The sequence below is a fragment of the Streptantibioticus parmotrematis genome (genome assembly GCF_019890615.1).
GTDB lineage: Bacteria > Actinomycetota > Actinomycetes > Streptomycetales > Streptomycetaceae > Streptantibioticus_D > Streptantibioticus_D parmotrematis.
In genome coordinates, this window is sequence record NZ_JAINVZ010000008.1 from 15,896 (window position 1) to 42,298 (window position 26,403).

Annotated in this window: 28 protein-coding genes; 15 read left to right on the top strand and 13 right to left on the bottom strand. The window is 73.4% G+C overall.

The features are described from left to right. Positions 1-54 precede the first annotated feature (54 nt). Both K7472_RS13905 and K7472_RS13910 read left to right on the top strand, forming a co-directional pair. Positions 55-1,551, top strand: a complete 1,497-nt coding sequence (locus K7472_RS13905) for a glutamate-cysteine ligase family protein (protein WP_222977698.1) — start codon at positions 55-57, stop codon at positions 1,549-1,551. A 202-nt stretch (positions 1,552-1,753) separates the two neighbouring features. Continuing rightward, positions 1,754-2,521, top strand: a complete 768-nt coding sequence (locus tag K7472_RS13910; protein ID WP_222977700.1) for a CPBP family intramembrane glutamic endopeptidase — start codon at positions 1,754-1,756, stop codon at positions 2,519-2,521. Positions 2,522-2,551: 30 nt separating this feature from the next. Here the strand turns inward: K7472_RS13910 and K7472_RS13915 are convergent, their stop codons facing one another. Beyond that, on the bottom strand, positions 2,552-3,403 hold the full coding sequence (locus K7472_RS13915) for a PhzF family phenazine biosynthesis protein (protein ID WP_222977701.1): 852 nt from the start codon (positions 3,401-3,403) through the stop codon (positions 2,552-2,554). A 252-nt stretch (positions 3,404-3,655) separates the two neighbouring features. Here K7472_RS13915 and K7472_RS13920 point away from each other — a divergent pair, with 252 nt between their 5' ends. From K7472_RS13920 to K7472_RS13935, 4 genes are all read left to right on the top strand, one after another. After that, positions 3,656-4,306 (top strand): PadR family transcriptional regulator, encoded by a 651-nt coding sequence (locus K7472_RS13920; RefSeq protein ID WP_222977702.1) that lies wholly within the window; start codon positions 3,656-3,658, stop codon positions 4,304-4,306. 181 nt (positions 4,307-4,487) lie between these two features. Further along, complete coding sequence (locus K7472_RS13925; protein ID WP_308013905.1) at positions 4,488-5,177, top strand: pyridoxine/pyridoxamine 5'-phosphate oxidase; 690 nt, start codon at positions 4,488-4,490, stop codon at positions 5,175-5,177. 124 nt (positions 5,178-5,301) lie between these two features. Further along, complete coding sequence (locus K7472_RS13930) at positions 5,302-6,396, top strand: EamA family transporter (protein ID WP_222977703.1); 1,095 nt, start codon at positions 5,302-5,304, stop codon at positions 6,394-6,396. A gap of 168 nt (positions 6,397-6,564) precedes the next feature. Further along, positions 6,565-7,521 carry a DMT family transporter gene (locus K7472_RS13935; protein WP_308013906.1) on the top strand — a complete coding sequence of 319 codons (957 nt, stop codon included), beginning with the start codon at positions 6,565-6,567 and terminating at the stop codon, positions 7,519-7,521. A gap of 61 nt (positions 7,522-7,582) precedes the next feature. On the opposite strand, the gene K7472_RS13940 is transcribed toward K7472_RS13935, so the two are convergent. Both K7472_RS13940 and K7472_RS13945 read right to left on the bottom strand, forming a co-directional pair. Beyond that, complete coding sequence (locus K7472_RS13940; RefSeq protein ID WP_222977704.1) at positions 7,583-8,230, bottom strand: FMN-binding negative transcriptional regulator; 648 nt, start codon at positions 8,228-8,230, stop codon at positions 7,583-7,585. A 27-nt stretch (positions 8,231-8,257) separates the two neighbouring features. After that, complete coding sequence (locus tag K7472_RS13945) at positions 8,258-8,947, bottom strand: pyridoxamine 5'-phosphate oxidase family protein (protein ID WP_222977710.1); 690 nt, start codon at positions 8,945-8,947, stop codon at positions 8,258-8,260. A 49-nt stretch (positions 8,948-8,996) separates the two neighbouring features. Between K7472_RS13945 and K7472_RS13950 the strand changes: the two genes are divergently transcribed. Continuing rightward, positions 8,997-10,328: an aminotransferase class I/II-fold pyridoxal phosphate-dependent enzyme gene (locus tag K7472_RS13950; RefSeq protein WP_222977712.1), complete on the top strand. Its 1,332-nt coding sequence runs from the start codon at positions 8,997-8,999 to the stop codon at positions 10,326-10,328. Between the two features lie 18 nt (positions 10,329-10,346). Here K7472_RS13950 and K7472_RS13955 read toward each other — a convergent pair whose 3' ends face one another. Beyond that, positions 10,347-11,405 carry a DMT family transporter gene (locus tag K7472_RS13955; protein ID WP_222977715.1) on the bottom strand — a complete coding sequence of 353 codons (1,059 nt, stop codon included), beginning with the start codon at positions 11,403-11,405 and terminating at the stop codon, positions 10,347-10,349. Positions 11,406-11,478: 73 nt separating this feature from the next. On the opposite strand from K7472_RS13955, the gene K7472_RS13960 reads away from it, so the two are divergent. Next, positions 11,479-12,393 carry a LysR family transcriptional regulator gene (locus tag K7472_RS13960; RefSeq protein ID WP_222977717.1) on the top strand — a complete coding sequence of 305 codons (915 nt, stop codon included), beginning with the start codon at positions 11,479-11,481 and terminating at the stop codon, positions 12,391-12,393. Positions 12,394-12,457: 64 nt separating this feature from the next. On the opposite strand, the gene K7472_RS13965 is transcribed toward K7472_RS13960, so the two are convergent. Next, positions 12,458-12,955 carry a Rieske (2Fe-2S) protein gene (locus K7472_RS13965; RefSeq protein WP_222977719.1) on the bottom strand — a complete coding sequence of 166 codons (498 nt, stop codon included), beginning with the start codon at positions 12,953-12,955 and terminating at the stop codon, positions 12,458-12,460. Between the two features lie 189 nt (positions 12,956-13,144). On the opposite strand from K7472_RS13965, the gene K7472_RS13970 reads away from it, so the two are divergent. The 6 genes from K7472_RS13970 (at position 13,145) to K7472_RS13995 (ending at position 17,636) form a co-directional block, all read left to right on the top strand. Further along, positions 13,145-14,011 carry a HipA family kinase gene (locus K7472_RS13970; RefSeq protein ID WP_222977721.1) on the top strand — a complete coding sequence of 289 codons (867 nt, stop codon included), beginning with the start codon at positions 13,145-13,147 and terminating at the stop codon, positions 14,009-14,011. Continuing rightward, positions 14,008-14,391: a DUF3037 domain-containing protein gene (locus tag K7472_RS13975; protein ID WP_222977726.1), complete on the top strand. Its 384-nt coding sequence runs from the start codon at positions 14,008-14,010 to the stop codon at positions 14,389-14,391. Before K7472_RS13970 ends, K7472_RS13975 begins: the two co-directional genes overlap by 4 nt. 116 nt (positions 14,392-14,507) lie before the next feature. Continuing rightward, a complete protein-coding gene (fabG, locus tag K7472_RS13980; protein WP_222977727.1) occupies positions 14,508-15,284 on the top strand; it encodes a 3-oxoacyl-ACP reductase FabG in 777 nt (258 codons plus the stop codon). A gap of 27 nt (positions 15,285-15,311) precedes the next feature. Further along, on the top strand, positions 15,312-16,067 hold the full coding sequence (locus K7472_RS13985; RefSeq protein ID WP_222977728.1) for an SDR family oxidoreductase: 756 nt from the start codon (positions 15,312-15,314) through the stop codon (positions 16,065-16,067). 145 nt (positions 16,068-16,212) lie between these two features. Beyond that, positions 16,213-16,884: a uracil-DNA glycosylase gene (locus K7472_RS13990; RefSeq protein WP_222978026.1), complete on the top strand. Its 672-nt coding sequence runs from the start codon at positions 16,213-16,215 to the stop codon at positions 16,882-16,884. Positions 16,885-17,102: 218 nt separating this feature from the next. Then, positions 17,103-17,636, top strand: coding sequence for a hypothetical protein (locus K7472_RS13995; RefSeq protein WP_222977729.1), 534 nt, complete (start codon positions 17,103-17,105; stop codon positions 17,634-17,636). A gap of 23 nt (positions 17,637-17,659) precedes the next feature. On the opposite strand, the gene K7472_RS14000 is transcribed toward K7472_RS13995, so the two are convergent. Both K7472_RS14000 and K7472_RS14005 read right to left on the bottom strand, forming a co-directional pair. Continuing rightward, positions 17,660-18,196: a hypothetical protein gene (locus K7472_RS14000; RefSeq protein WP_222977731.1), complete on the bottom strand. Its 537-nt coding sequence runs from the start codon at positions 18,194-18,196 to the stop codon at positions 17,660-17,662. Positions 18,197-18,298: 102 nt separating this feature from the next. Continuing rightward, a complete protein-coding gene (locus tag K7472_RS14005; RefSeq protein ID WP_222977733.1) occupies positions 18,299-18,811 on the bottom strand; it encodes a DinB family protein in 513 nt (170 codons plus the stop codon). 175 nt (positions 18,812-18,986) lie between these two features. Between K7472_RS14005 and K7472_RS14010 the strand changes: the two genes are divergently transcribed. Continuing rightward, a complete protein-coding gene (locus K7472_RS14010) occupies positions 18,987-19,886 on the top strand; it encodes a Gfo/Idh/MocA family protein (protein ID WP_222978028.1) in 900 nt (299 codons plus the stop codon). Between the two features lie 25 nt (positions 19,887-19,911). Here K7472_RS14010 and lnt read toward each other — a convergent pair whose 3' ends face one another. The 6 genes from lnt to K7472_RS14040 form a co-directional block, all read right to left on the bottom strand. Then, positions 19,912-21,456 (bottom strand): apolipoprotein N-acyltransferase, encoded by a 1,545-nt coding sequence (lnt, locus tag K7472_RS14015; RefSeq protein WP_222978027.1) that lies wholly within the window; start codon positions 21,454-21,456, stop codon positions 19,912-19,914. Positions 21,457-21,705: 249 nt separating this feature from the next. Then, positions 21,706-22,395 carry an HAD family hydrolase gene (locus K7472_RS14020; protein ID WP_222977736.1) on the bottom strand — a complete coding sequence of 230 codons (690 nt, stop codon included), beginning with the start codon at positions 22,393-22,395 and terminating at the stop codon, positions 21,706-21,708. Beyond that, on the bottom strand, positions 22,392-23,501 hold the full coding sequence (locus K7472_RS14025; protein WP_222977739.1) for an ABC transporter ATP-binding protein: 1,110 nt from the start codon (positions 23,499-23,501) through the stop codon (positions 22,392-22,394). Before K7472_RS14025 ends, K7472_RS14020 begins: the two co-directional genes overlap by 4 nt. Next, positions 23,498-24,370, bottom strand: coding sequence for an ABC transporter permease (locus K7472_RS14030; RefSeq protein ID WP_222977741.1), 873 nt, complete (start codon positions 24,368-24,370; stop codon positions 23,498-23,500). The genes K7472_RS14025 and K7472_RS14030 overlap by 4 nt, the downstream gene beginning before the upstream one ends. Next, a complete protein-coding gene (locus K7472_RS14035) occupies positions 24,358-25,218 on the bottom strand; it encodes an ABC transporter permease (protein WP_222977743.1) in 861 nt (286 codons plus the stop codon). The genes K7472_RS14030 and K7472_RS14035 overlap by 13 nt, the downstream gene beginning before the upstream one ends. Next, entirely contained in the window at positions 25,218-26,366 is a 1,149-nt protein-coding gene (locus K7472_RS14040) for an ABC transporter substrate-binding protein (RefSeq protein ID WP_222977745.1), read from the bottom strand. Before K7472_RS14040 ends, K7472_RS14035 begins: the two co-directional genes overlap by 1 nt. Between the last annotated feature and the right edge of the window lie 37 nt (positions 26,367-26,403).

Here is a 26,403-nt window from a genome sequence, read left to right on the forward strand (position 1 = left end):
GCATCATCGGTGCACGGCCCAACCGGCGCACGGCCCGTACGAGGAGGACGCTTCGTGGGAGAAAAGGTCGTGGCCAGCGGGTTCGACCTGTCCGATCGGCAGCGCTACCGCAGAAAGCTGCAACAGTGTCTGGCCGCGCTGGAGAGGTTGCTGGCCGAGAAACGGTTCGACCGGCCCCGCAACCTGATGGGCCTGGAGATCGAATTGAATCTCGCGGATTCCGACGGCCTGCCCCGCATGATGAACGAAGAGGTGCTGGAGCGCATCGCGAGCCGCGATTTCCAAACCGAACTGGCCCAGTTCAACATCGAGGTCAACATCGCCCCGCACCGCCTGTCCGGCCGGGTGCTGGACCAGCTGGCGGAGGAGCTGCGGACCGGACTCGCATATGCCGATCGCAAAGCCGCGGAAGTCGACGCGTGCATTGTCATGATCGGAATTCTGCCGACGCTGGGCGCCCAGGACCTGGTGGAGGCGAACCTCTCCCGCGCCGACCGCTACACCCTCCTCAACGACCGCATCCTCGCCGCCCGCGGGGAGGACCTGACCCTGGACATCGACGGCGTGGAGCGACTGACCTCCACCTCCGCGTCCATCGCGCCGGAGGCCGCGGCCACCTCGATGCAGATGCACCTCCAGGTGACCCCGGCGCGCTTCGCCGCGGTGTGGAACGCGGCCCAGGCGGCGGTCGGCCCGCAGATCGCGCTGGGCGCCAACTCCCCCTTCCTGTTCGGCCTGGAGCTGTGGCGCGAGACCCGGCCGGTGCTCTTCCAGCAGGCCACCGACACCCGCCCGCAGGAGCTCAAGGCGCAAGGAGTGCGCCCGCTGACCTGGTTCGGCGAGCGCTGGATCTCCGGGGCGTACGACCTGTTCGAGGAGAACGTGCGCTACTTCCCCTCGTTGCTGCCGATCTGCGACGACGAGGATCCGTTGCGGGTGCTGGACGAGGGCGGCGTGCCGGCGCTGAAGGAACTGCAACTGCACAACGGCACGATCTACCGCTGGAACCGCCCGGTCTACGCGGTCGTGGACGGCGTTCCGCACCTTCGGGTGGAGAACCGCGTGATGCCCGCGGGGCCCACGGTCACCGACGTCGTGGCCAACGCCGCGTTCTACTACGGGCTCATCCGCGCGCTGGCCGAGGCGCCGCGGCCGGTGTGGACCCGGCTGCCGTTCTCCGCCGCCGCGGCCAACTTCGAGGCCGCCTGCCGCCACGGCATCGAGGCCGAACTGCGCTGGCCGGGCCCTGGCCGCGGCGGGCCGGTGACCGTGCCCGCGGTGCGGCTGGTCCGCGACGAACTGCTGCCGCTGGCCGCGAGCGGACTGGACGCCTGGGGCGTCGCCCCCTCCGACCGTGACCGTTACCTCGGCGTCATCGAGGAGCGCTGCCGCCGCCGGGTCAACGGCGCGTCCTGGCAGGTCGACGCCTACCACCGAGGTCTGGACCGGGGCCTGGACCGGGGCAAGGCGCTGGCGGCGATGACCAAGCGGTACTCCGAGCTGATGCGGTCGGGCGAACCGGTGCACAGCTGGCCGGCGGGCCTGCCGTAGCCCGTCCGCGCACACGCCGCCCGGTCCAGGCCGACCCCGCGCGGGCACCCGTGCGTCGGCGTCGCGGCCCACAGCGGCGCGGTCTACGGTGTGCGGTCTACGGGATCACACACCGGGAGGCGGCGTGCGCGGACGAGACGGCGGGACGGTGGACGGCACCCGGGAGGGGGCCGGGGGCGTTGGAGGTGCTGTGAGTTCCTCCATGCCCGGGACATCCCCGCTCGACCGGCGCACGCTGCGCGCCGAGACCCTGATCGTCCTCGCCCTCTCCCTCGGCGCCAACGCGGTCAGCGCGCTGATCAGCTTCATCGGCTCGGTGACCAAGCCCGGAGCGCTGAAGAACCAGGCGGCCACCCTCGTCGGCTCCCAGGCGCCGGGACGGCCGTGGCTGGATCTGGCCTGGCAGCTGTTCGACGTGGCCGTCGCGCTGGTCCCGGTGGCACTGGTGGCCCACCTGCTGACCCGCGAGGGCGTCGGACTGCGCGCGATCGGCTTCGACCTGCGGCGTCCCCGCTTCGACCTCACCCGGGGCGCCGTGATCGCCGCGGGCATCGGCGGCACCGGCCTCGCCCTCTACCTGGGCGCCCGCGCCGCCGGGTTCAACCTCACCGTGGTGCCCGAGTCGCTGCCCGCGGTGTGGTGGCGGATTCCGGTCCTGATCCTGGCGGCCGTGCAGAACGCGGTCCTGGAAGAGGTCATCGTCCTCGGCTATCTGCTGCGCAGGCTCGACCAGTTGGGGTGGGGAACGGGCGCGACGCTGGCGGCCAGCGCGCTGCTGCGCGGCTCCTACCACCTCTACCAAGGCCTCGGCGGCTTCGTCGGGAACATGGCGATGGGCGTGATCTTCGTCCTGCTCTACCGTCGCTGGGGCCGCGTCGGGCCGATGGCCGCCGCGCACGCGCTCATCGACACGGTGGCCTTCGTCGGCTACGCGCTGCTGGCCGGAAAGGTCGGCTGGCTGCCCACCTGAGTCCGGCTCTCGCGCCACAGCCGCGCGGCGTCACTCCAGCGGCGCGACCAGTTCCGCCTCGATGACGGTGACGGCGTGCCCGGTGAGCAGCACGCGGTCGCCGCGCAGGGCGGTGCGCACCCGGCCGGTGCGCGCGGAGACCTGGAGGCCGACCAGGTCCGTGCCGCCGAGCCGCTCGGACCAGAAGGGGCTGAGCGCGGTGTGGGCGCTGCCGGTCACCGGGTCCTCGGGGATGCCGACGGCCGGACCGAAGAACCGCGACACGAAGGCATGACCGCCCGAGGGGTCCTCGGCCGCCGCCGTCACGATGACACCCCGGTGGCCGAGCCGGGCCAGCGCCGCCAGGTCGGGCGCGAGGGCGCGGACGGTGCGTTCGTCGGCCACCTCGGCCAGCAGGTCGCCGACGTGCGGCCCGGTGTCGTACGCGGACCGCACCGGCGCGCCGAGTGCCTGCGCCAGGCCTTCGGGAACCTCGACCCGGGTCAGCGGCGCGGTGGGGAAGTCCAGCGTGATCGCGTCGCCGTCGGCCCGCGCGGTCAGCACGCCGCTGCGGGTGGCGAACGAGATCGTGCCCCGGGCCACGCCGGTCGTCAGCAGGACGTGCGCGGTCGCGAGCGTGGCGTGGCCGCACATGTCGACCTCGGTCGCCGGGGTGAACCAGCGCAGCGCCCAGTCGGCGCCCGCCTCCTGCCGCGCGTCGCCGTGCAGGCGGTGGACGAAGGCGGTCTCCGAGAGGTTGACCTCGGCGGCGAGGCGCAGCATGTGGTGCTCGGCGGGAAAGCCGGGGCCGCCCTCGCCGCCGCCGTCGTCCAGGACGACGACGGCGGCCGGGTTCCCGGCGAACGGGCGGTCGGTGAAGGCGTCGACGATGCGGATCCTCATGCCCGCGACGGTAGCGGGTGGCGGCGGCGGGCCCACTGCCGTACCCCGCTCGATCTGAGAGGCGCGCGGGACGTTCGCGCTGGTCCCGGGGGTGAACGGCCCGGGGCTTGCCAGACGACTGTTACCGATATATCGTTGAGGCATCGCGATCGGTCAGAGATCGATCCGGTGCCGCGCGGCGGATCATGTCGCCGGGCGGTGGACGACCGAGAGACGACGACACCCGGGACGACCGGGAGGAAGGAGCGCGTCATGCGTTCCCACGGATACGAAGAGGACTTCGGCGGACGAGAGCGGCGCGGTGGCCACCACGGCGGCGGCCGCCGGGGCGGTTCCGAGCGAGGCGACTACGAGCAGCGGCGGGCGGCCTTCGGCCCGTTCGGTCCGCCCTTCGGCGGGCCCTGGGGCGGCGGCGGTCCGTTCGGCCCCGGACGGGGACGGGGCGGCCCGCGCGGCCGGGCGCGGCGCGGTGACGTGCGCGCGTCGATCCTCGCGCTGCTGAAGGACCGGCCGATGCACGGCTACGAGATGATCCAGGAGATCGCCGAGCGCAGCGGCGGCGCGTGGAAGCCGAGCCCCGGCTCGGTCTACCCGACGCTGCAACTGCTGGAGGACGAGGGCCTGATCGCCAGCGCCAGCGAGGGCGGCAAGAAGCTGTTCACGCTGACCGAGGCGGGCCGCACCGAGGCCGAGGCGGGCTCGGACGCCCCCTGGGAGGAGGCCGGCCGTGGCATCGACTGGGAGGCGATGCAGGAGATCAAGCAGGCAGGCTTCGGCCTGGTGGAGGCCTTCCGCCAGGTCTGGGCCACCGGCAGCCCGGCGCAGCGCGAGAAGGCGATGACCGTGGTCAACGAGGCCCGCAAGAAGCTCTACCTGATCCTCGCCGACGAGGACGAGAGCTGATCCCGCGATGACGGGGGCGGCGGCCGCCGTCCGGCACTGACCGGACGGCGGCCCGCCGTACCCGAGGACGACCGGCGGCGCCCCCGGATCCGGCCCTCAGGGGGCGCCGCCGGTCCACTCACCTCACGTGGCGTCGTCCGCGCGCCCGGAGGCCGGGCGGTGTGCCAGGATCACCGCGTACGTGACGCCGAACGCGAGGGGCCGCACCGTGGTCGACGACCTCATGGCCAGGCTGCGCCGCGCGCCCGCGCTCGCCGGGCCGCTGCCGCGCTTCGATCCCGCGGCGGCGGGGGAGCGGCCCGGGCCGGTGTTCGCCGACTGGCTCGGCCGCGCGCTGGACGACGAGGTGCCCGAGCCGCAGGTGATGACGCTCAGCACCGCCGACGCCGCGGGACGGCCCTCGGCGCGGGTGCTGGTGCTGCGGGGGTTCGATCCGGCCGAGTGCTCTTTCGACTTCGCCACCGACGCCGCCAGCCGCAAGGGCGGTGAACTGGCCGTCAATCCGTACGCCGCGCTGACCTGGTACTGGCCCTCGCACGGCCGCCAGATCCGCGCCGCGGGCCCGGTGACCGCCCTGGACCGGCAGCACGCCCGGGACGACTTCCTCGGCCGCGGCGAAGCCTCGCGTGTCGCGGGCTTCACCGGGACCATGAGCGCGCCGCTGGCCGGGGCCAAGGCGTACGACGAGGGGCGGGCGAGGGCGCGGGAGGTGCTGGCCGCCACGCCGGACGCGGTCCCGGAGGGCCACACCGTCCACCGGCTGCGGCCGGACGAGGTGGAGTTCTTCCAGGGCAGCGGCGACCGCTTCCACCGCAGGCTGCGCTACGTACGCGACGGCGACGGGTGGCGGCGCGGGGAGTTGTGGCCCTGAGCCGACCCGCGTGTGCGCGGGATGCCGGCCGCCGGGGCCGACCCGGTGCCGGTGGCGATCGCAGGCGTTCCGTGACAGGGGCTAACGGGGTGACGGTCCTGTTGCCGGCTGACATGATGACCCGATGGACAGCACTTCGGGGACCTCGGGCATACCGGGGAGGAGAGCCGCACTCGTACCGGCACTGATCTCGGCGCTCGCCTTCGGCGGGTCCGGTGTGGCCGCCAAACCGCTGATCCAGGCGGGCATGGACCCCCTGCACGTGGTGTGGCTGCGGGTGGCCGGGGCCGCGCTGGTGATGCTGCCGGTCGCGGTGCGCCACCGTGGTGTGCTGCGCCGCCGTCCCGGACTGCTCGTGGGATTCGGCCTGTTGGCGGTGGCCGGTGTGCAGGCCTGCTACTTCGCGGCGATCTCGCGCATCCCGGTGGGCGTGGCGCTGCTCGTGGAGTACCTGGCGCCCGCGCTGGTGCTCGGCTGGGTGCGGTTCGTCCAGCGCAAGGCGGTCAGCAGGTCGGCGGCGATCGGCGTGGTGCTGGCCGTGGTCGGACTGGCCGGGGTCGTCGAGGTGTGGGACGGCCTGAGCTTCGACCCCGTCGGGCTGCTGCTCGCGGTGGGCGCCGCCTGCTGCCAGGTCGGGTACTTCGTGCTGTCCGCGCACGGCAGCGAGGGCGAGGACGCGGCCGATCCACTCGCCGTGATCGCCTACGGACTGCTGATCGGCGCGGTCGTGCTGACCGCCGTGGCCCGGCCGTGGGGGATGCGCTGGCACGTGCTGACGCATCACGTGGCGATGGGCGGCGATCAGGTGCCCGCCTGGCTGCTGCTGGCGTGGATCGTGCTGATCGCCACGGTGCTGGCGTACCTCACCGGTGTGGTGTCGGTGCGGCGGCTGTCACCGCAGGTAGCGGGCGTCGTCGCCTGCCTGGAGGCGGTCGTGGCGACCGTGCTGGCCTGGGTGCTGCTCGGCGAGCGCTTCTCCGCACCGCAGATGGCGGGCGGCGCGCTCGTCCTGATCGGCGCGTTCATCGCCCAGACGGCGACGCCGGGGGCCGCCACCGACCCGGTGGTCGAGGCCCTTCCGCACGGCAACGCCGCCGGGGAGGCCGCAGACGAGGCGATCGGGGAGTCCGCAGAAGCCGCCGCGGAGGCCGCGGACGAAGCCGCCGGCGAGGGCGTCACAGGTGGCGGGCGGTTGCCCGACCGCGCCCGCACCTCCTAGGCTCACCGACATGCACCGAAGCGTTCTCCAGGCCGTTCTGCCGCCTCCCGCCGCCTGACGCGGCGGCGAGGCTCACGGAAGATGACGCCCGGCGAGTAGCCGGGCGGGTCGTCGCTGTCCGCACACGGGATCACGCGACCACCTCACTCCTTCCGTTGGAGAACACCCGTGTCCACGCACTCCACCCTGCCCATCGGGCGGGGACTGCTCTACGTCGCGTTCGCCGCGACCGCCTGGGGGACCGCCGGTGCGGCGGCGTCCCTGCTCTACCGCCACAGCGGCATCGGCCCGATCGCGCTGTCCTTCTGGCGTTACGTCGGCGGCCTCGCGCTGCTGCTGCCGGTCCACGCCCACCGGCGCCGCACCAGGCCGTCGGCCCCGCGCCGCCGTCGTCCGGCCCGCGACATCCTGATCACCGGCGTCGGCCTGACGGTCTTCCAGAGCGCCTACTTCGCCGGGGTGCAGGCCACCGGCCTCGCCGTCGGCACCGTCGTCACCATGGGCGCGAGCCCCGTCCTGGTCGCCCTCGGCGGGCGGCTGCTGACGGGGGAGCGGCTGGGCCGCGCCGGAACGGTGTGCGTGCTCGGCGCGCTCACCGGGCTGATGGTGCTGGTCCTCGGCGGCGAGGGCGGCGGCCGTGGCGCCGTCCGGCCCGAGGGCGTCGCCCTCGCCCTGCTGTCGGCCGCCGCGTACGCCTGCATCACGCTCTACTCGCGCCGCCGCGGCCAGGACGCGGCGGGCGGCGACCCGCTGGAGACGACCTTGTGGTCGTTCGGGATCGGAGCCGTCTGCCTGCTGCCGATCGCGTTGTGGCAGGGCGTGTGGCGCGACGTCCACGACGTGGGCCGGACGCTGGAGCTGCTGGGCTACCTGACGACGGTGCCCACCGCGCTCGCCTACGCGTTGTTCTTCGCCGGGCTGACGGTCGTGCGGGCCTCGACCGTGTCGGTGGTCTCGTTGATAGAGCCGGTGGCGGCCGCCGCGATCGCGGTCGCGCTGCTCGGTGAGCGGCTGACCCTCCCGATGGCGCTGGGCATGGCGATCCTGGTGGGCGCGGTCACCACACTCGCGGTCGCGGAGACGCGGATCGCGGTGGGCGCGCGCAGGGCGGCGGCGTCCGCGTAAGGCTGGAGCGGGCCGGGCCGTGTGCGCTTCGCGGCACACACGGCCCGGCGCCCGGCGCTCGTCAGGCGTCCGCGTCCGACGCGGTGAGCCTGCGCAGTTGGTGGGCGCGGGCCTCGGCGTCGCGCGGCCCGCCGCGTCCGGCAAGCCGCTCGGCGTCGGACAGCTGCATGGAACGCGGCTTGTTGCCGCCGTACTTGAACTTGGCCCGTACCTCCACGACATCGAGCAGCACGCCCCGGATGCCCGGCAGCATGCGGCCGAACGGCTCCTGGCCGGGCGCCACCGGCGCGTAGTCGCCCTCGGGCTGGAAGTGCGCCAACTGGCGGTGCAGCAGCTCCGCCTTGGCCTGCGGGTCGTCCACGACGTGTGCCACGCAACGGAGCTGGACCGCCGCGTAGAAGCTCGTCGGCGTGCCGTGCTCGGGCGGGACGCCGTCCGGCGCGTGCCAGGGGCCGGGGACGAAGACGTAGTCGTCCACGACGCTCAGCGTGACGTCGGGATTCGCCTCCAGCGCCGCCCAGACCGGGTTGGGCCGGGCGAGATGGGTGACCGCCTCGCGGCGCTCGTGGTCGTAGACGAAGTGCAGCGGCAGGACGTGTGGCGGCTCACCGGGCAGTCCGTTGACGGCCAGCTGCCCGAAGTCGTGGACGGCGAGCCAGTCCTGCCACTCGCCCTCCTCCAGCGCGGCGTCCCAGGGGTGGATCAGCATGGTGCGTTCCGTTCAGGTGGTCGGGCCTCAGCGCTTGCCGAGGTAGCCGGGCACCGCGATCGCGGGGTCGAGGTCGTCGGCGGGGACCGGGTCGCCGTAGGAGTGCCGCACCGGCAGCACGCCGCTCCAGTACGGCAGCGCGACGTCCTCGGGCTCGTCGCCGGGGCCGCCGGTGCGGGCCTTCGCCGAGACCTCCTCCAGGTCGAGGCGGATCACCGCGGTCGCGGCGAGCTCCCTGGCGTTGGCGCGCCGCGAGTCGTCGGCCCGGCCGGGGACGACGTGCTCGACGATGGCGTCCAGCGCGAGGGCCCGCTCGTCGGGGTCGGTGACCTGGTGCGCCGTGCCGTGCACCACCACCGAGCGGTAGTTGACCGAGTGGTGGAACGCGGACCTGGCCAGCACCAGCCCGTCGACCAGCGTCACCGTCAGGCACACCGGCAGCCCCTCGTCCGCCCCGGCGCCGCGCAGCGGACGGGAGCCGGTCGAGCCGTGCACGTAGAGCCGCTCACCGACCCGGCCGTACAGCGTGGGGAGCACGACGGGGGCGCCGTCGCGGACGAACCCGAGGTGGCACATGTAGCTCTCGTCGAGGATGGAGTGCACCAACTCGCGGTCCCACGAAGCCCGTTCCCGCGAACGGGTCGGGACCGTGCGGTCGGTCGCCGGGTAGGCGCCGGTCGAGCCGGAGGCGGCCGGGTCCTGGGTGACCTGGGACATGCGTGTTCTCCTCAACCTCGTCACTTTGAACTAGTGCATAATGTCTTTTGTGCTAGGAGAGTATCGGATCACTGGTCGGCGCGCTACGGAGATCGCGGCCGACATCGAACGGGCGGTCGGCGCGGGCGCGCTGCACCCCGGCGACACGCTGCCGCCGCTGCGGGAACTCGCCGCGCGGCTCGCCGTCAACGCCAACACGGTGGCCGCCGCCTACCGGCTGCTGCGGGACCGGGGCGTCATCGAGACGGCGGGACGGCGCGGCAGCCGGGTGCGGGCAAGGCCCGCCACGACCGCGCGCGACGAGCCGCGCGTCCCGGTGCCGCCCGGCGCGCGCGACCTGACCACCGGCAACCCCGATGCCGCGCTGCTGCCACCGCTCGGCGACGCGCTCGCCGCCGCCGCCCGACGCCATGCCACCGACCCCGCGCTCTACGGCGGCTCGGCGGAACTGCCCGAGCTGCGCGAGCTGGCCCGCGCCGCCTTCGACGCGGACGGCGTGCCCGACGGGCCGATCGCGGTCACCTCCGGATCGCTGGACGCCATCGAGCGCGCGCTCGTCGCGCACCTGCGCCCCGGGGACGCGGTGGCCGTCGAGGACCCGGGCTGGGGCAGCGTCTTCGACATCGTGCCCGCGCTCGGCATGCGCGCCGTCCCGGTCCGGGTGGACGACGACGGCCCGCTGCCGCAGGACGTGCGCCGGGCGCTCGGGCAGGGCGCGCGGGCGCTGGTCGTCACCGACCGCGGGCAGAACCCGACCGGCGCGCTGATCGGCGCGGAGCGTGCCCGGGAGCTGCGGGAGGTGCTGGCCGCCCACCCCGAGGTGCTGGTCATCGACGACGACCACGTGCACGGCCTGGTCGACGAGCCGCTGCACCCGCTGGCGGGCAGCACGCCGCACTGGATGCTGGTGCGCTCCACCGCCAAGGCGTACGGGCCCGACCTGCGCCTCGCGGTGCTCACCGGAGACCCGCTCACCGTCGACCGCATCCGTGGGCGGCACCGCCTCGGGCCCGGCTGGGTCAGCCACCTCCTCCAGCACGCCGTGGTCCACCTGTGGCGCACCGGCGCGGTCGACCCGAAGGCGGTGGCGGCCGCCTACGCCGAGCGACGTGACGCGCTGGGGGCGGCGTTGCGGGAGCGCGGGGTCGAGGCCTTCGGGCGCAGCGGGATGAACGTGTGGGTCCCGGTGCCGGACGAGACGGCCGCGGTCACCGGGCTGCTGCACGGCGGCTGGGCGGTGGCGCCCGGCGCCCGGTTCCGGCTGGCGTCCGCCCCCGGCGTCAGGATCACCGTCTCACCGCTGGGCCCCGCCGACATCGTCCCGCTCGCGGACGCCGTCGCGAGCGCGGCGCGGCCGGTGGCGGCGGGACGTTACGGCTGAGGGCCGGGCGCCGGGGCGTTACGGCTGAGGGTCGGGCGTGGGGGTGGCGGGGTGCTGTGGCCGACGGCGCCGGGCGCGGGTCTGGGTGAGCGCCGCGCCGATGAGGATCACCACGGCGCCGACCGGCTCGTTCCAGGTCAGCCGCTCGTGCAGCAGCAGGGCGCCGGCCGCGGTCGCGATGACCGGGATCAGGTACGTGACCATCGTGGCGATCGTCGGACCGGCCTCCTGGACCAGGCCGTACTGGGTGAGGAAGGCGAAGCCGGTGCCCAGCGCGCCCAGGGCCACCACCGACAGCACCGAGGTGACCGGGAACGCGTGCGGCATGGAGGTGAACAGCGGTGTGACGACGGCGAGTTGGACGGTGCCGGCGAGCAGCTGCCCGGTCGACAGCGACAGGCTGGAGCCGCCGGCGTCGGCGAGGGTGCGGCGCACGTAGATCCAGCCGACCGCGTAGCTGAGCCCCGCGGTCAGGGCCAGTCCGGTGCCGACCGGGTCCTGGCCGGAGAACCCCTGCCACACGCCCAGCACGGTCAGCACCCCGGCGAAGCCGATCGCCACCCCGGCGAACCGCCGCCGGGTCGGCCGGTCCTCGGAGAGCGCCACCAGCGACAGCACCATGCTGAACAGCGGGGTCGTCGCGTTGCAGATCCCGGCCACGGTGGACGGGATGGTCAGCTCGGAGTACGCGAACAGCGAGAAGGGCAGCGCGTTCAGCAGGAACGCGGCGACCGTCAGCCGCGCCCACACCCGCGCGCCGCGCGGCAGGCCCTCCCGCCGGAACAGCAGCACCGCGCCGAGCACCGCCGTGCCGAACACCATCCGGCCCAGGGTGACCTGGAGCGGGGCGAACGCCTCGGTGCCGACCTTGATGAACAGGAAGCTGAAGCCCCAGATGAGCGAGAGCGCGGCGAAGCGGATCCGCCAGTCGATCTTCCGGCGGCGCGGGGCGGGTACGGCGGGGGACGGCGCCAGAGAGGCGGGCGCGGGTGCCGGGGCGGAGGCGGGTGCGGTCGCCGCGGCGGAGGGGACGGGATCGGCCGGGGCCGGGGCGGCAGGGTGGGCTGGGGCGGTCATGGCCTCAGCGTGACGCCCCTAACCTCTTAGAACAAGCGAGTTTTCGTTGCAGCGACAGCGTAGTATCCCTTACATGTTGAACCTGGACCGCCTGCGCATCCTGCATGCCATCGACGCCCACGGCTCGGTCAGCGCCGCGGCGGACATCCTCCACGTCACCACGTCCGCGATCTCGCAGCAGATGGGAAAGCTGGAGCGGGAGACCGGACAGCAGCTGCTGGTGAAGAACGGGCGCGGAGTGCGGCTGACCGACGCCGGGCGCCTGCTGTCCGGTCACGCCGAACGCATCCTGTCGATGGTCGAGTTGGCGCACGCCGAGCTGGAGGCGCACCGTGGCGCGGCGGTCGGCACGCTCACCATCGGCGCCTTCCCGACCGCCGCCCGCGGCCTGCTGCCCGGCGCGCTCGCCTCGTTGCGCCGCGACCACCCCCAACTGCGCGCGTACCTCCAGGAGATGGAGCCGGGCGAGGCGATCCCCCGGGTGATGCGGGGGGACGTCGACCTGGCCGTCGTCCTCGACTGGTACAACAAGCCGCTTCCGCTGCCGGACGGGCTCGCCAAGGCGCCACTGCTGGACGACCGGGTGGACGTGGTGGTGCCGGTGGGACACCCGGTGGCCGGGCGGGAGTGGGTCGACCTGGAGGAACTGGCGGACGACGACTGGATCGCCTGGCCGCAGGGGCAGTTCTGCTGTGAATGGCTGCTGTTCACCCTCCGTGGGAAAGGTGTCGAGCCCCGGGTGTCCCACGCGGCGGACGAACACCCCACGCAGATGGCGCTCGTCGAGGCCGGGCTCGGGGTGGCGGTCAGCCCCCGGCTGGGGCGCGGCCCGGTGCCCGACGGGGTGCGCGTCGTGCCGGTGCGCGACACCATGCACCGCCACGTGTACGCGGCCTGGCGCACCGACGCCGACCGCAGGCCGTCCATCCGCGCGGCGGTACGGGCACTGGGACGCGCGGGGGAGGGGATGATCGCCTCGGCGACGTGATGTGGCGTCGATCTCCCTTACGGCAATGCGACGTGACCGCTGTGACGCTGAAAATGAGTGGGCGTCAGCCCAGCTTCACCGCGCCGTTCGCCACGGTGATGTGTGCGGCCGGCAGCGGCTGGCTCGCGGGCCCGTTGGCCACGCTGCCGTCGGCGATGTGGAACTTGCTGCCATGGCAAGGGCAGTTGATCGTGCCGTCCTTGACCTCGGAGACGGTGCACTGCTGATGGGTGCAGACGGCGGAGAAGCCCTTGAACTGCCCGGCCGTGGGCTGGGTCACCACGACCCGCTGGTCGGCGAAGACCTTTCCGCCGCCCTCCGGGATGTCGGAGGTCTTCGCCAGCGTGGCGCCGGACGCGCCGCCGCCCGTCCCGGACGACCCGCCGGACGTGCCGCCCGAGGAACCCTGGGACGTGCCGCCGGATGCGGACGTCGAGCTGCCGGCGCTGCTGCCCTTCGATCCGCCGCAGGCGGCCAGTACGGCGGCGAGGCCGGTCGCTCCCGCCGCCGCGACCATGGTGCGACGGGTCGTGGTGACCGGTGTGCCGGGGGTCTGCTCCATGTGCGACGTCCTTCCACGAAGGGAGCCGGGCGGCGTGGGGGGTTCGCCGCCCGGCGGCGTGGTGGGTAACACGCCGCCCCTACATACGCGGCCTGCCCCCGGTGTGTTCAACGTCGCGTGGGATCCGCCGCGCCGCACCCGTGGGAAACGCGGTGCGCGACCCGGCCGCACCCCAAGTAGCCTGGGCGGATGCTTCCTGAAGTGATCGTGACCCGCTACGTGACGCCGTTGCGCGAAGGCGGATCGGTCCCCGGGCTCGTCGAGGCCGACGACCTGGGCACGTACGTCGCGAAGTTCACCGGTGCCGCGCAGGGCCGCAAGGCGCTGATCGCCGAGATCGTCTGCGGCGAACTCGCCCGCCGCCTGGACCTGCGCGTCCCCGACCTCGTACGCCTCCAGTTCGACCCGGTGATCGCCCTCGGCGAGCCGGACGCGGAGGTGCAGGACCTCCTCAAGGCCAGCGGCGGCCTCAACCTCGGCATGGACTTCCTGCCGGGCTCGGTCGGCTTCGACCCGCTGGCGTTCGGCGTCGAGGCGGCCGAGGCGGGCCGGATCATCTGGTTCGACGCGCTGACCAACAACGTGGACCGCTCCTGGCGCAACCCCAACATGCTGGTCTGGCACCGCGAGTTGTGGCTGATCGACCACGGCGCCGCGCTGATCTGGCACCACAACTGGCCCGGCGCGCGCGGGTCCGCCCCGCGACCCTACGACGCCACCGACCACGCGCTGTCCCGCTTCGTCACGCCCACCGCAGTGGTGGACGCCGCCGCCGAGCTGGCACCGCGCGTCACCCGGGAACTGCTGGCGGAGGTCGTCGCGCTGGTCCCCGACGAGTGGTTGCTGGAGGAGCCTGGCTTCGACGGGCCCGACGACGTGCGCGGCGCCTACGTGGACGTGCTCGCCGACCGCGCCGCCACCGTCCACGAACGCGTCACGCTCTCCGCCCCGCCCCGCGAGGCCGCCGCGCCCCCGGAGTGGCTGAAGGTCTGGGTGACGGGCAAGGCCGCGGAGGCGAAGGGCGCCGAGGGCGCGGTGGACGGGGGCGCGCGATGAGCCGTGGGGACGTCTTCGAGTACGCGGTGGTGCGCGTCGTGCCCCGGGTGGAGCGCGGCGAGATGATCAACGCGGGCGTACTGGTCTACTGCCGCGCCCGGTCCTACGTGGCCGCCCGCATCCACCTCGACGAGGCGAGGCTGCGCTGTCTGGACCCGGCCGCCGACGTCGAGGCGGTGCGGGCCGCGCTGCGCGCCGTGGAGTGCGTGTGCGCCGGTGGGGAGACGGCCGGGCAGGCGGCGGGGGACGACCCGGGCCGGCGCTTCCGCTGGCTGACCGCGCCGCGCAGCACGGTCGTCCAGCCCGGCCCGATCCACACCGGCCTGACCGCGGATCCGGCCGCCGAGACCGAAAGGCTGCTGGACCTGCTCGTGCGGTGAGCCACATCGGGCGCGGGGACGTTGACACTGGGTCACTACGCTCCTACGGTTTCGCATGCTGGACGTACTAAGCGGTCGCTCATAGGGTCGACCGCATCCGAGGGCGAGGAGAGCAGATGTCCACCACCGAGCAGCCCACCCCCGAGCAGCGGGTCGCCATCGTCACCGGCGCCGCGCGCGGCATCGGTGCCGCCACCGCGCTCCGGCTCGCCGCCGAGGGCCGCGCGGTCGCCGTGCTCGACCTCGACGAGGCGGCCTGCAAGGACACCGTCGAGAAGATCACCGCGGCCGGCGGCCGGGCCCTCGCGGTCGGCGCGGACGTCTCGGACGAGGAGCAGGTGGCCGCCGCCGTCGAGCGGGTCGCCGCCGAACTCGGCGCGCCGACCATCCTGGTCAACAACGCGGGCGTGCTCCGCGACAACCTGCTGTTCAAGATGTCCGCCCCGGACTGGGACACCGTGATGAACGTGCACCTGCGCGGCGCGTTCCTGATGGCGCGGGCGGTCCAGAAGCACATGGTCGACGCCAAGTTCGGCCGCATCGTCAACCTCTCGTCCAGCTCCGCGCTCGGCAACCGCGGCCAGGCCAACTACTCGACCGCCAAGGCGGGTCTGCAGGGCCTGACCAAGACGCTCGCCATCGAACTGGGCAAGTTCGGCGTCACCGCCAACGCGGTCGCCCCCGGCTTCATCGTCACCGACATGACGGCCGCCACCGCCGCCCGCGTCAAGATGGACTTCGAGGAGTTCCAGGCCGCCGCCGCCACCCAGATCCCGGTCCAGCGGGTCGGGCAGCCCGAGGACATCGCCAACGCCATCGCCTTCTTCACCGGCGACCAGGCCGGATTCGTCTCCGGCCAGGTGCTGTACGTGGCCGGTGGCCCGCTCAACTGACGCCGCAGCGACCGAAAGGCCCCACCCATGACCACCCCCGACAGCGGTCGCGTCGCGATCGTCACCGGCGCCAGCCGCGGCATCGGCTTCGGCATAGCGCAGGCACTGGTCGCCCGCGGCGACCGGGTCTGCATCACCGGCCGCAACGAGGACGCGCTCAAGGAGGCCGTCGACCGCCTCGGCCCCGACCGGGCCATCGGCGTCCCCGGCAAGGCCCACCACGAGGCCCACCAGGCCGAGGCCGTCGAACGCACCATGGAGGCGTTCGGCCGGGTCGACTTCCTCGCCAACAACGCGGGCACCAACCCGGTCTTCGGCCCGATCGCCGAACTCGACCTGAACGTCGCCCGCAAGGTCTTCGAGACCAACGTCATCTCCGCGCTCGGCTTCGCCCAGCAGACCTACCGGGCCTGGCAGAAGGAGAACGGCGGCGCCATCGTCAACATCGCGTCCATCGCCGGGCTCGCCCCCTCGCCCTTCATCGGCGCGTACGGCATCAGCAAGGCCGCGATGGTCAACCTCACCCTCCAGCTCGCCTCCGAGTTCGCGCCCGGCGTACGCGTCAACGCCATCGCCCCGGCCGTGGTGAAGACCAGGTTCGCCGCCGCGCTCTACGAGGGCCGTGAGGAGGAGGCGGCGGCCGGATACCCGCTGAAGCGGCTCGGCGTGCCCGAGGACATCGGCGGCGCCGCCGCGTTCCTGCTGTCCGAGCAGGCGGGCTGGATCACCGGGCAGACGCTGGTGGTCGACGGCGGCCTGTTCCTGCACGCCGGGGTCGCCTGACCCCGGACTCCGCGTCACGGACGCACGCCGAGGGGCGCGGTGCCGACCGGCGCCGCGCCCCCTTCGTCCGCCGACTGTCAGTGGGTGCCGGTACGTTCTGGGGTGAACGACGGATCGCGTACCGGAGGTTGTCGACGTGCCCAACATGCTGCCCGCGTCCTGGCAGGCCGTGCTCGGCGAGGAACTGGAGAAGCCCTACTTCCAGGAGCTGACCGAGTTCGTGGAGAAGGAGCGCGTCGAGCACAAGGTCTTCCCGCCCCGCGAGGAGGTCTTCGCCGCGCTGGAGGCCACCCCGTACGACCGGGTGAAGGTGCTCGTCCTCGGCCAGGACCCGTACCACGGCGAGGGCCAGGCGCACGGCATGTGCTTCTCGGTGCGGCCCGGCGTGCGCACGCCCCCGTCGCTGCGCAACGTCTTCAAGGAGATGAACGCCGAGTTCGGCTACCCCGTGCCGGACAACGGCTATCTGATGCCGTGGGCCCGGCAGGGCGTGCTGCTGCTCAACGCGGTGCTGACGGTGCGTGAGGGCGAGGCCAACTCGCACAAGGGCAAGGGCTGGGAGAAGTTCACCGACGCGGTGATCAGGGCGGTCGCCGACCGGCCCGACCCGGCGGTGTTCGTGCTGTGGGGCAACTACGCCAAGAAGAAGCTGCCGCTGATCGACACCGAGCGGCACGCCGTGATCCAGGGCGCCCACCCCTCGCCGCTGTCCGCCAAGCTCTTCCTCGGCAGCCGCCCGTTCACCCGGATCAACGAGGCGATCGCGGCCCAGGGCCACGAGCCGGTCGACTGGCGCCTCCCGGACCTGAACGCGTGAGGCGGCGCGGGTGCCCGCCGCGCGCCCGGGCGGCGGGCACCCGCACCGGACCGCCCCTGCGACCAGGGAAGGCCCCCGGACCGGACCGCCTCCGGTCGGCGATCCGGCGTACATCGCGGGATCGCCGACCGGGGTTTGCCGGACCCTGCGGTTACTGTCGGAGGCGGACACCGGGTCAGGGGCCGACGGGCCACCGCGCGATCAGGGAGGCTGCTGTCATGACGGGGACGCAAGAGCCGGGCGGGCGGGCCCGCGCGGGGCACGGCGAGGACCCGATGACCACCCGCATCGGCCAGGTGATCATGCTGGCGCACGCCGGGGACCGGGAGGAGGCCCGGGACCGCTTCGCCGCGCTCTGGCAGGAGCTGGGCGAACACGGATCCCCGCTGCACCGCTGCACCCTCGCGCACTACATGGCCGACACCCAGGACGATCCGGAGGACGAGCTCGACTGGGACCTGCGGGCCCTGCGCGCCGCCGACGCCGTCGAACAGGACCGGGTGACCTGGGGCGAGGAGGAGCTGTCGATACGCGGTTTCTACCCTTCGCTGCACCTGAACCTGGCCGCCGACTACCACCGGCTCGACGAGCCCGGCTTGGCCCGCGCCCACCTGGACCGGGCGGTGGCCTGCGCGGACGCACTGGGCGACGACGCCTACGGCGACGGCATCAGGGCGGCCATCTCCCGGCTCGACCTACGCCTCGCGGTGACCGGCGGTGGCTCCGGCGCGGAGCCGGATCACCTGCCGTAGGCCTTCACCTGCCGCGTAGACCTTCACCCGCCGTAAGTCTGGTGGCAGATGCGGGCCGCCGGGCTGTCCGGCGCCCAGTGGCCGTACGCCTCGCCCAGCGCGCAGACGTCGGCGCCGCCCGCGGGGGCACGCGGCGCGACGCGTTCGCCGCCGCCTCCGCTGTGATGACGCCTGCCGCGCGACCGCTGGTGGCGGGCGTCCGCCGGGGCCCGGTGCCACTCCTCGCGGGCGGGTGCTCCGGCGGCCGGCTGTGCCGCCGGAGCCGGGGGCGCCACGACGCCCCCGCGCTCGCCGGGAGCGTCCGGTGACCCACCGGAGCGCGAGCGGTCCGCGGCCGCGGGCGCGGACGCCGCTACCGAGGGACCGCCGAGGCCGGTCGTGGTCACCGTCTCGCGGGCCGGTTGCTGCTCCAGCATGGGCATGGACGACGGCAGAGGCGGCATCGCGGGCGGACGGGAACGGGAGGAGGACGAAGCCGGCGCATGGGAGACGCTCACGCACCCGGTCAGAACCGAGGCGGAGGCCGCCGCCAGCACCGCCATCGTGGGGAGTCGGCGCACCTCAGTAACTCTGCCGCATAAAGCGCTTGTTGGACATTCCCCGCAAGGGTGATCTTTGGTGTGATGAGGTGTACGCATGCGGGATGCGGGGTGCGGTTCGGCTCATTCCCCCGTCGCGCCGTCGATGCGCTCGCGGATCAGGTCGGCGTGGCCGTTGTGCCGGGCGTACTCCTCGATCATGTGGAGGTAGACCCAGCGCAGCGACACCGGTGTGCCGTCGCGGCTCAGGCCCGTGTCGTCGAGCGAGCGGGCGGCGGCCACTTCGCGGGCCCGTTCGATCTCCGTACGCCAGACCGCGAACGTCTCCTCGGGATCGGTGTCCTCGCCGACGCGCAGGTCCGCGTCGAGATCGTCCTCGGTGTAGTACAGCGGCGGGATGCCCTGCGCGCCCAGCCTGCGCCGGAACCAGGCCCGTTCCACGTCCGTCAGGTGCCGCACCAGCCCGAGCAGCGTCAGCCCGGACGGCGGCGTGGAGGCGGTGCGCAGCTGGTCCGCCGACAGGCCCTCGCACTTGACGGCCAGGGTGGCCCGGTGGAAGTCCAGCCAGGCTTCCAGCATGGTGCGTTCGCCGGCGACGGTGGGCGGGTCGGTGCGGTGGAGGTGCGGGGTCGTCATGGCGGCCATCATCGGGGCGCGGGCCGCCGCCCGCCAGAGGATTTCCCACGGGTGTCCGAACCGGCGCCGCCCGGCCGGCGCGCACCGCGCCGTTCCGCCCGCCGTATGCTGACCTGGGCATACGAGGACATCGGCACGCAGGGGAGAGCGCTCAGTGGCATCCGGGAACGGGACGTTGAGGATCGGGGTCATCGGGCTCGGGGACATCGCGCGGAAGGCGTACCTGCCGGTGCTCACCGCGCAGCCCGGGATCGAACTGCACCTGCACACCCGCACCCGCGGCACGCTCGACAGCGTCGGCGACGCCCACCGCGTCCCGCACCGGCACACCAGCCTCGACGAACTCCTCGCCCAGGACCTCGACGCCGCCTTCGTGCACGCGCCGACCGAGACGCACCCCGAGATCGCCGAACGGCTGATCGAGGCGGGGGTCGCCGCGTACGTCGACAAGCCGCTCTCGTACCACGTCGAGGAGGCGGAGCGGCTCGTCGGCCTGGCGCGGCGGCGCGGGGTGAGCCTGATGACCGGCTTCAACCGGCGCCACGCGCCCGGGTACGCGCAGTGCCTGGACCACCCGCGCGACCTGATCGTGCTCCAGAAGAACCGCGTCGGGCAGGCCGAGCAGGCCCGCACGTTCGTCTACGACGACTTCATCCACGTCGTCGACACGCTGCGCTTCCTCGCGCCGGGGACCGTCGACCGCGTGGAGGTGACCGGCAGGTCGCGCGGCGGTCTGCTGGAGCACGTCGTGCTCCAGCTGTCCGGCGAGGGCTTCACCGCCATCGGCATCATGAACCGGATGAGCGGCTCCACCGAGGAGGTCCTCGAGGTGATGGGCGCGGACACCAAGCGGCAGGTGCTCAACCTCGCCGACATCGTGGACCACAAGGGGCAGCCGACGCTCCGCAGGCGCGGTGACTGGGTGCCGGTCGCCCGGCAGCGCGGCATCGAGCAGATCACCCTGGCCTTCCTCGACGCCGTGCGCTCCGGCGAGGTGATCGACGCCGGGGACGCCCTGGCCACCCACGAGTTGTGCGAGCGGATCGTCAACGAGGTGGAACGGCAAGCGGGTTGAGGTCCGGTGAGCGTGGGGCCGCGCCTCAACTCTCCCTGACCGTCGTCCCGTTGCTCCGCCGTCCGCGCATCCGCAGCGCGCCCTCGTAGACCGCGCCCACCACCAGCGATCCCACCGCCAGCTCCGGCACCCAGGCGCCGAGCCGGTCGTAGGGGCTGCGGCCGCCGGACAGCGGAACGGTGTACAGGTGCTCGCCGCTGGTGTTCGTGCCCATGCGGGGGCCGACCTGCTTGCCGCTCGCGTCGAACACCGCGCTCTCACCGGTGAGGGTGGCGTGCACCATCGGCCGCCAGGTCTCGGCCGCCCGCAGCGCCGCGAGCGAGGCGTGCTGGGCCGGTGCCCAGGTGTGCTGGAACGTCGAGGTCGACGACTGCGCCACCAGGACCTGGGCGCCCATGTCGGCCAGGTGGCGGGTCATGTCGGGGAAGGCGGTCTCGAAGCAGATCAGCGGGCCGATCCGCACCTTGCCGACGTTCATCAGCACCTGATGCGTGCCGCGGTGCCGGTTGACGGCGGCGGCCTTGCCGACCTTCGTGGCCCAGCCCAGCACCGAGCGGAACGGGATGTACTCGCCGAACGGCACCAGCCGCATCTTGTCGTACGTCGGCCCGGTCGGGCCGTTCGGGCCGATCAGCACCGACGTCTTGTAGATGCCCTTGCCGTCCGCCCGCTGGGCGTCCACGTTGACCAGCACGTCCGCGCCCACCTGCCGGGAGAGCGCGGCCAGCCGCGCGGTCAGGTCCGGCCGGGCCGACAGGTCGAAGCCGACACTGCTCTCGCCCCACACCACCAGGTCGGGACGGCGTCCGGCGAGCTGGGCGGTCAGCTGCGCGCTGCGGTCGAAGCGGTCCATCGGGCCGTTGATGACGCCGGGCTGGACCACCGCGACCCGCACGCTCCCGGTGCGCGGCGGCGTCGGCACCCAGAACCACGCGGCCGTCACCCCGACCGCGACCAGCGCCAGCGCCCCGGCCGCCAGCAGCCGGGCGGCGCGTGAGAAGACCAGCTCGGCCACCGCGGTGTTGACCGCCACCACCAGGAAGCTCAGCAGCCACACCCCGCCCACCGAGGCCAGCCGCAGCGCGGGCGGCACCTCCCACTGGCTGGCCCCCAGCAGTCCCCAGGGGCCGCCGAGGTACTGCCAGGAGCGCACCAGCTCCGCCATCAGCCAGCCGGACGGCACCAGCACCAGCGCGGCGAGCAGCGCGCCGCGCCCGGGGGAGCCGCCCAGCAGCCGCCACACCAGCCAGCCCCACGGCGCCCACAGCAGGCCCAGCAACGCGGCCAGCACCACGATGAACACGTTCAGGCTCGGCAGCAGCCAGTGGTGCACGGCGAACAGGAACCCGAAGCCGCCCAGCCAGCCGTCCAGCACCGCGCGCCGAGCGGTCGGTGCCGACCGGATCAGCAGCAGCAACGGCACCAGCGCGAAGTACGCGAACCACCACAGGTCGGGCGTGGGAAAGGTCAGGAAGGGCAGCGCGCCGCTGACGGCGGCGACCAGCCCGCGCCACCACGGCGAGGCCAGGGACATCCGCCGGTGGCCGGAGGGCCGGACCGGCGGCCGCATGCCCTGCCTGCGCCGCACCGACGGCGACCAGGTCCGGGGACGGGTCAGCTTCACAAGAGTGGACACCTCAGCAGCCTCCCCGGGTCACAGGGGTGGCAACCAGATCCGCCGGCCGGACCGCCCCAACGCCGGACCTCTCCAGTCTTCGCCTCCGGCGGCGCGGACGGAAGGGCCGCAGGGCACCGGCGGACAGCTCGCCGGGCCCCACGGCACCTTCAGGTCGCGGCGACCGGGGGCCGCCGCGGCGTCTCAGACCGCCGGGGCCCCGACCAGGGAACGCAGCAGCCCCGGCCCGGCCTGTTCCAGGCTGGTCAGCACGGTACGGCCCGGCGCCTCCTCGATCGGCACCAGCGAGGGCACCACCAGCACCGGGCACCCGGCCGCCTGCGCGGAGGCGACCCCGGTCGGGGTGTCCTCCACCGCGACGCAGCGGCGCGGGTCCGCCCCGAGCAGCCGCGCCGCCGCCAGGTAGGGGTCCGGCGCGGGCTTGCTGCGCGGCGTGTCGTCCGCGGACACCGACAGCGCGAACCGCCCGGGCCCGAGGACGTCCAGCACCAGGTCCACCACGCGCCGCGGCGAGGCGGAGACCAACGCGGTGGTGACCCCCTCGGCGCCCAGCGCGTCCAGCAACCGGACCGCGCCCGGCCGGGGGCGCACCTCGCGGGCCACCAGCTCGGCGAAGCGCCCGTCCAACTCGCTTTCCAGATCGGCGAGTTCACGATCCGTTCCGGTCACCGCGGCCAGGTGCCGGGCGCTGTGCGCCACCGGCTGGCCGAGGACCTCGGGCACGTCCGCGTCGCCCAGTTCGTGGCCGAGGCGGGCGGCGGTCTCCGCGACCGCCTGCCACCACACGCCCTCGGTGTCCACCAGGGTGCCGTCCATGTCGAACAGCACCGCCTGCAGGCCCCCCGCCCCCGGGCCGACCGCTTCCCGCGTCATCCGGCGAGTCCGCCTTCCGCGCCCTGCCCGGAAACGCTCCCGGCGAGCGCCGCCGAGGCGGAACCGGCACCGCCCGCGACCGGGTCCACCAGGACCGGGCGCTCCGGCAGCCGCACGGTGGCCGCCGCACCGGCGGCCAGGCCGCCCGCCCGGTGGCTGGAGACGTCGACCTTGACGGACGTGCCGTCCGGCAGCGCGACCGTCACCCGGGTCACGGCGCCGTGGAAGGCGGCGGCCATGATCCGCGCCGCGCCGTGCTCGTCGGCGTGGACCTCGACGGCCTCCGGCCGCACCAGTACGTCCACCGTTCCGGTCGCGTGCGCGCCGCCGCGTACCGGCAGACGCTGCCCCAGCACCTGAACCGTGCCGTCCGCGGCCACCCGGCCCGGCAGCCGGTTCATCGTGCCGACGAACTCGGCGACGAAGGCGGTCGCCGGACTGTCGTACAGCTCGGCGGGGGAGGCGCACTGCTCCAGCCGTCCGTCGCGCATCACGGCGACCCGGTCGGCGGTGGACAGCGCCTCCTCCTGGTCGTGCGTGACGAACACGGTGGTGATCCGCAACTCCTGCTGGAGCCTTCGGATCTCCTCGCGCAGCGTCACCCGGACCTTGGCGTCCAGCGCGGACAGCGGCTCGTCCAGCAGCAGCACCTTCGGCCGCATCGCCAGCGCGCGGGCGAGCGCCACCCGCTGCTGCTGCCCGCCGGACATCTGGTGCGGGTAGCGGTCCGCGTGCTGCGGCAGGCCGACCAGCGACAGCAACTCCGCGGCGCGCTTGCGGCGTTCGGCCGCGCCCACCTTGCGCATGCGCAGGCCGAACGCCACGTTCTCCGCGGCCGACAGGTGCGGGAAGAGGCTGTAGGACTGGAAGACCATGCCCGCGTCCCTGCGGTGCGCCGGAATGCCGCTGATGTCCTCGCCGTCCACCAGGATCTGTCCGGAGTCCGGGTGCTCGAATCCCGCGAGCATCCGCAGGGCGGTGGTCTTGCCGCAGCCGGACGGCCCCAGCAGGGCCAGCAACTCGCCCTGGTGTGCGGTCAGGTCCAGGCCGTCCAGCGCCTTGGTGGCGCCGAACGCCTTGTGCAGCGAACGGAATTCGACGGTCATGCCGACTCCTGCGGAATGAGCGCCGGGGCGACCGAAACGGCGCTCCGGCGGGAAGTACGGGAACGGGCGCGGCCCGCGAAGGCGAGCACCAGCAGCAGCGCCCAGGTGATCAGCAGGCTCAACACCGAGACGGCGACCGACAGTTGGGCCTGCTCGCCACCGATGGCGACGATCCACACCGCGAAGGTGCGAAAGCCCAGCAGGTTGCCCATCGTGTACTCGCCCAGCACCAGCGCGAGGGTGAGGAACGCCGCGTTCAGCAGCGCACCGCGCAGGTTGGGCAGCACCGCCTGGAACACCGCGCGCCACCGGCTCGCGCCGCAGCTGCGCGCCGCCTCCATCAGGGTGCGCACGTTCACCGCGCGCATCCCCGCGTCCAGTGCGCGGTACGCCAGCGGCAGCGCCATCACCGAGTAGCCGAGCACCAGCACCACCGGGAAGCCGGGGTTCTGCACCGCCACGAACGTCTCGAACAGCGGGGTGCGCGACAGGTACTGCGGCCCCCACTGCAGGACGTCGCTGTACCCGGCGACCAGCGCCACCGAGGGGATGACCAGCGGCAGCGAGCACACGATCTCCAGCACCGGCCGCAGCTTCGGCGCGGACAGCCGCACCGCGAGCACGGCCGGCACCAGCAGCCCGAGCACCACCACGATGGTCGCCGCCGCCAGCTCCAGGCTGAGCAGCAGGCTCTGGCCGAACCCGGAGGCGCTCAGGATCCCGGTGTACGCGGACAGCGAGAAGCCCTGCCCCGGCACGTTGACGGTGAACAGGATCGAGGCGGCCATCGGCACCAGGAAGTACAGACCGGCCAGCACGCCCACCACCCCCCGCCACCAGCGGGGGGAGCGGGAGGTCAGTCGAGCCATCGGGCGCTCCTTCGCTGCAACGGGATGTAGACGGCCATCACCAGTCCGGCGACCACCACCATGTCCAGGCTCAGGGCGAGCGCGACGTTGCCCTGCCCCACCAGCACGTTGCCCGACAGCGCGTTGGCGATCTGCAACGTGACCAGCGGCACGGAGGCGCCGACCATCGCGGCGGCGGTCGCGTACGCCGCGAACGCGCTGCCGAACAGCAGCACGTAGCCGCCGAGCAGCGACGGGGCGAGCACCGGAAGCGCCACGTGCAGCCAGTACTTCAGGGTGGTCGCGCCGTTGTTCTGCGCGGCCTCCCGCCACCCGGCCCGCAGCCCCTCCAGCGCCGGCGCGATGGTCAGCACCATCAGCGGCAGCAGGAAGTACAGGTAGACCAGCACCAGGCCCCAGAAGCTGTACAGACTCCAGCCGTGGTCGGCGAGGCCCAGGTGGGTGGTGAGCACACCGGCGTTGCCGAGGGTGGCGACGAAGGCGAACGCCAGCGGGACGCCGCCGAAGTTGGCCAGCACGCCCGAGGCGGACATCACCGCGTCGCGCAGGCCCTGCCGTCGCGAGGTCACCACGGCCTGCGCCAGCGGCACACCGAGGACGGTGGCGATCAGGGCCGAGAGGGCCGACAGCTTCACGCTGCCGAGCAGCGCCGTCAGGTAGGCGCCGTGCACCGAGTCGGTGAGGTTGCTCAGCGTCGCGTGGACGCCGCCCGGCGCGTTGGCACTCGTGGTGAACGCGCCGGTCAGGATGGCCACGGCGGGCAGCCCGAAGGCCACCGCCATGAACAGCAGCAGCGGGACGGCGGCCAGGAAGCCGCCGCCCGACCGCGTGGTGAGCTTGGGAGTCATCACGAAACGGCCTGCGCCCACTTCTCGGTGACGACCTGCTTGGCCTTGTTCTGCTGGTCCGTGCTCGGGAACGCCGGGGAGCCGCTGACCGGCGGGAGCTTGCCCGCGGACTGGACGTTGAGGGAGCCGTTCTCCTGCATGGCGTCCATCAGCGCCGGGCGGGCGTAGCCGGCGAGGAAGAGGTTCTGGCCCTGGGCGCTGTAGAGGTACTCCTCCCACAGCCGCGCGGCGGCCGGGTGCGGCGCGTCCGCGTTGATGGCCTGCGAGTAGTACTGCGCGTAGGTGCCGTCCGTCGGGATGTTGACCTGCCAGTCGACGCCCTTGCCCTTGAACTGGTCGGCGTAACCGGCGTTGAGGTAGTCCCAGTCGACCGTGATCGGGGTCTCGCCCTTCTGGATGGTCGCCGGGGTCGCCTGCACCGGGTTGAAGTTGCCCGCCTTCTTCAGCTTGGCGAAGAAGTCGATGCCCGGCTGGATGTTGTCGAACGAGCCGCCGTTGGCCAGCGCCGCCGCGTACACCGCGCCGAAGGCCGCACCCGCCTTCGTCGGGTCGCCGTTGAGCGCCACGTCGTTCTTGTACTCCGGCTTGAGCAGGTCGGAGAAGTTCTTCGGGCAGTCCTTGATGCGCTTGGCGTCGCAGCCGATGGAGATGTAGCCGCCGTAGTCGTTGTACCAGTCGCCGTTCGCGTCCTTCTGCACGGCCGGGATGGAGCCGAACTGCGCGACCTCGTACGGCGCGAACAGGCCCTGCTGGGCGCCGCTGATGGCGAAGGAGCTGCCCAGGTCCACCACGTCCGGGGCTCTGTTCTGGCCCTTTCTGCTGGTGATCGCGTTGATCTCGTCCTGGCTCGATCCCTCGGGGTTCTCGTCCTGGACCTTGATGCCGTACTTCTTGGTGAACCCGTCGATGACCGCACCGTAGTTGGCCCAGTCGCGGGGCAGCGCGATGGCGTTGAGCGTGCCCTCCTTCTTGGCCGCGGCGATCAGCGCGTTCATGCCGCCGAACTCGGCGGCGGAGGTGGCGTTCGCGGCGCTCTTGCCGTTCGCCGACGTGCTCGTGGTGGGCGCGGCGCCGCAGGCGCTGAGCGTGAGCGCCGAGACGGCGAGGATGCCGGCGACGCCTATGACCCGGGGACGGGACACGATCACGGGGGATCTCCTGGGGGTGGTGAGGAGCTGAGGGTGA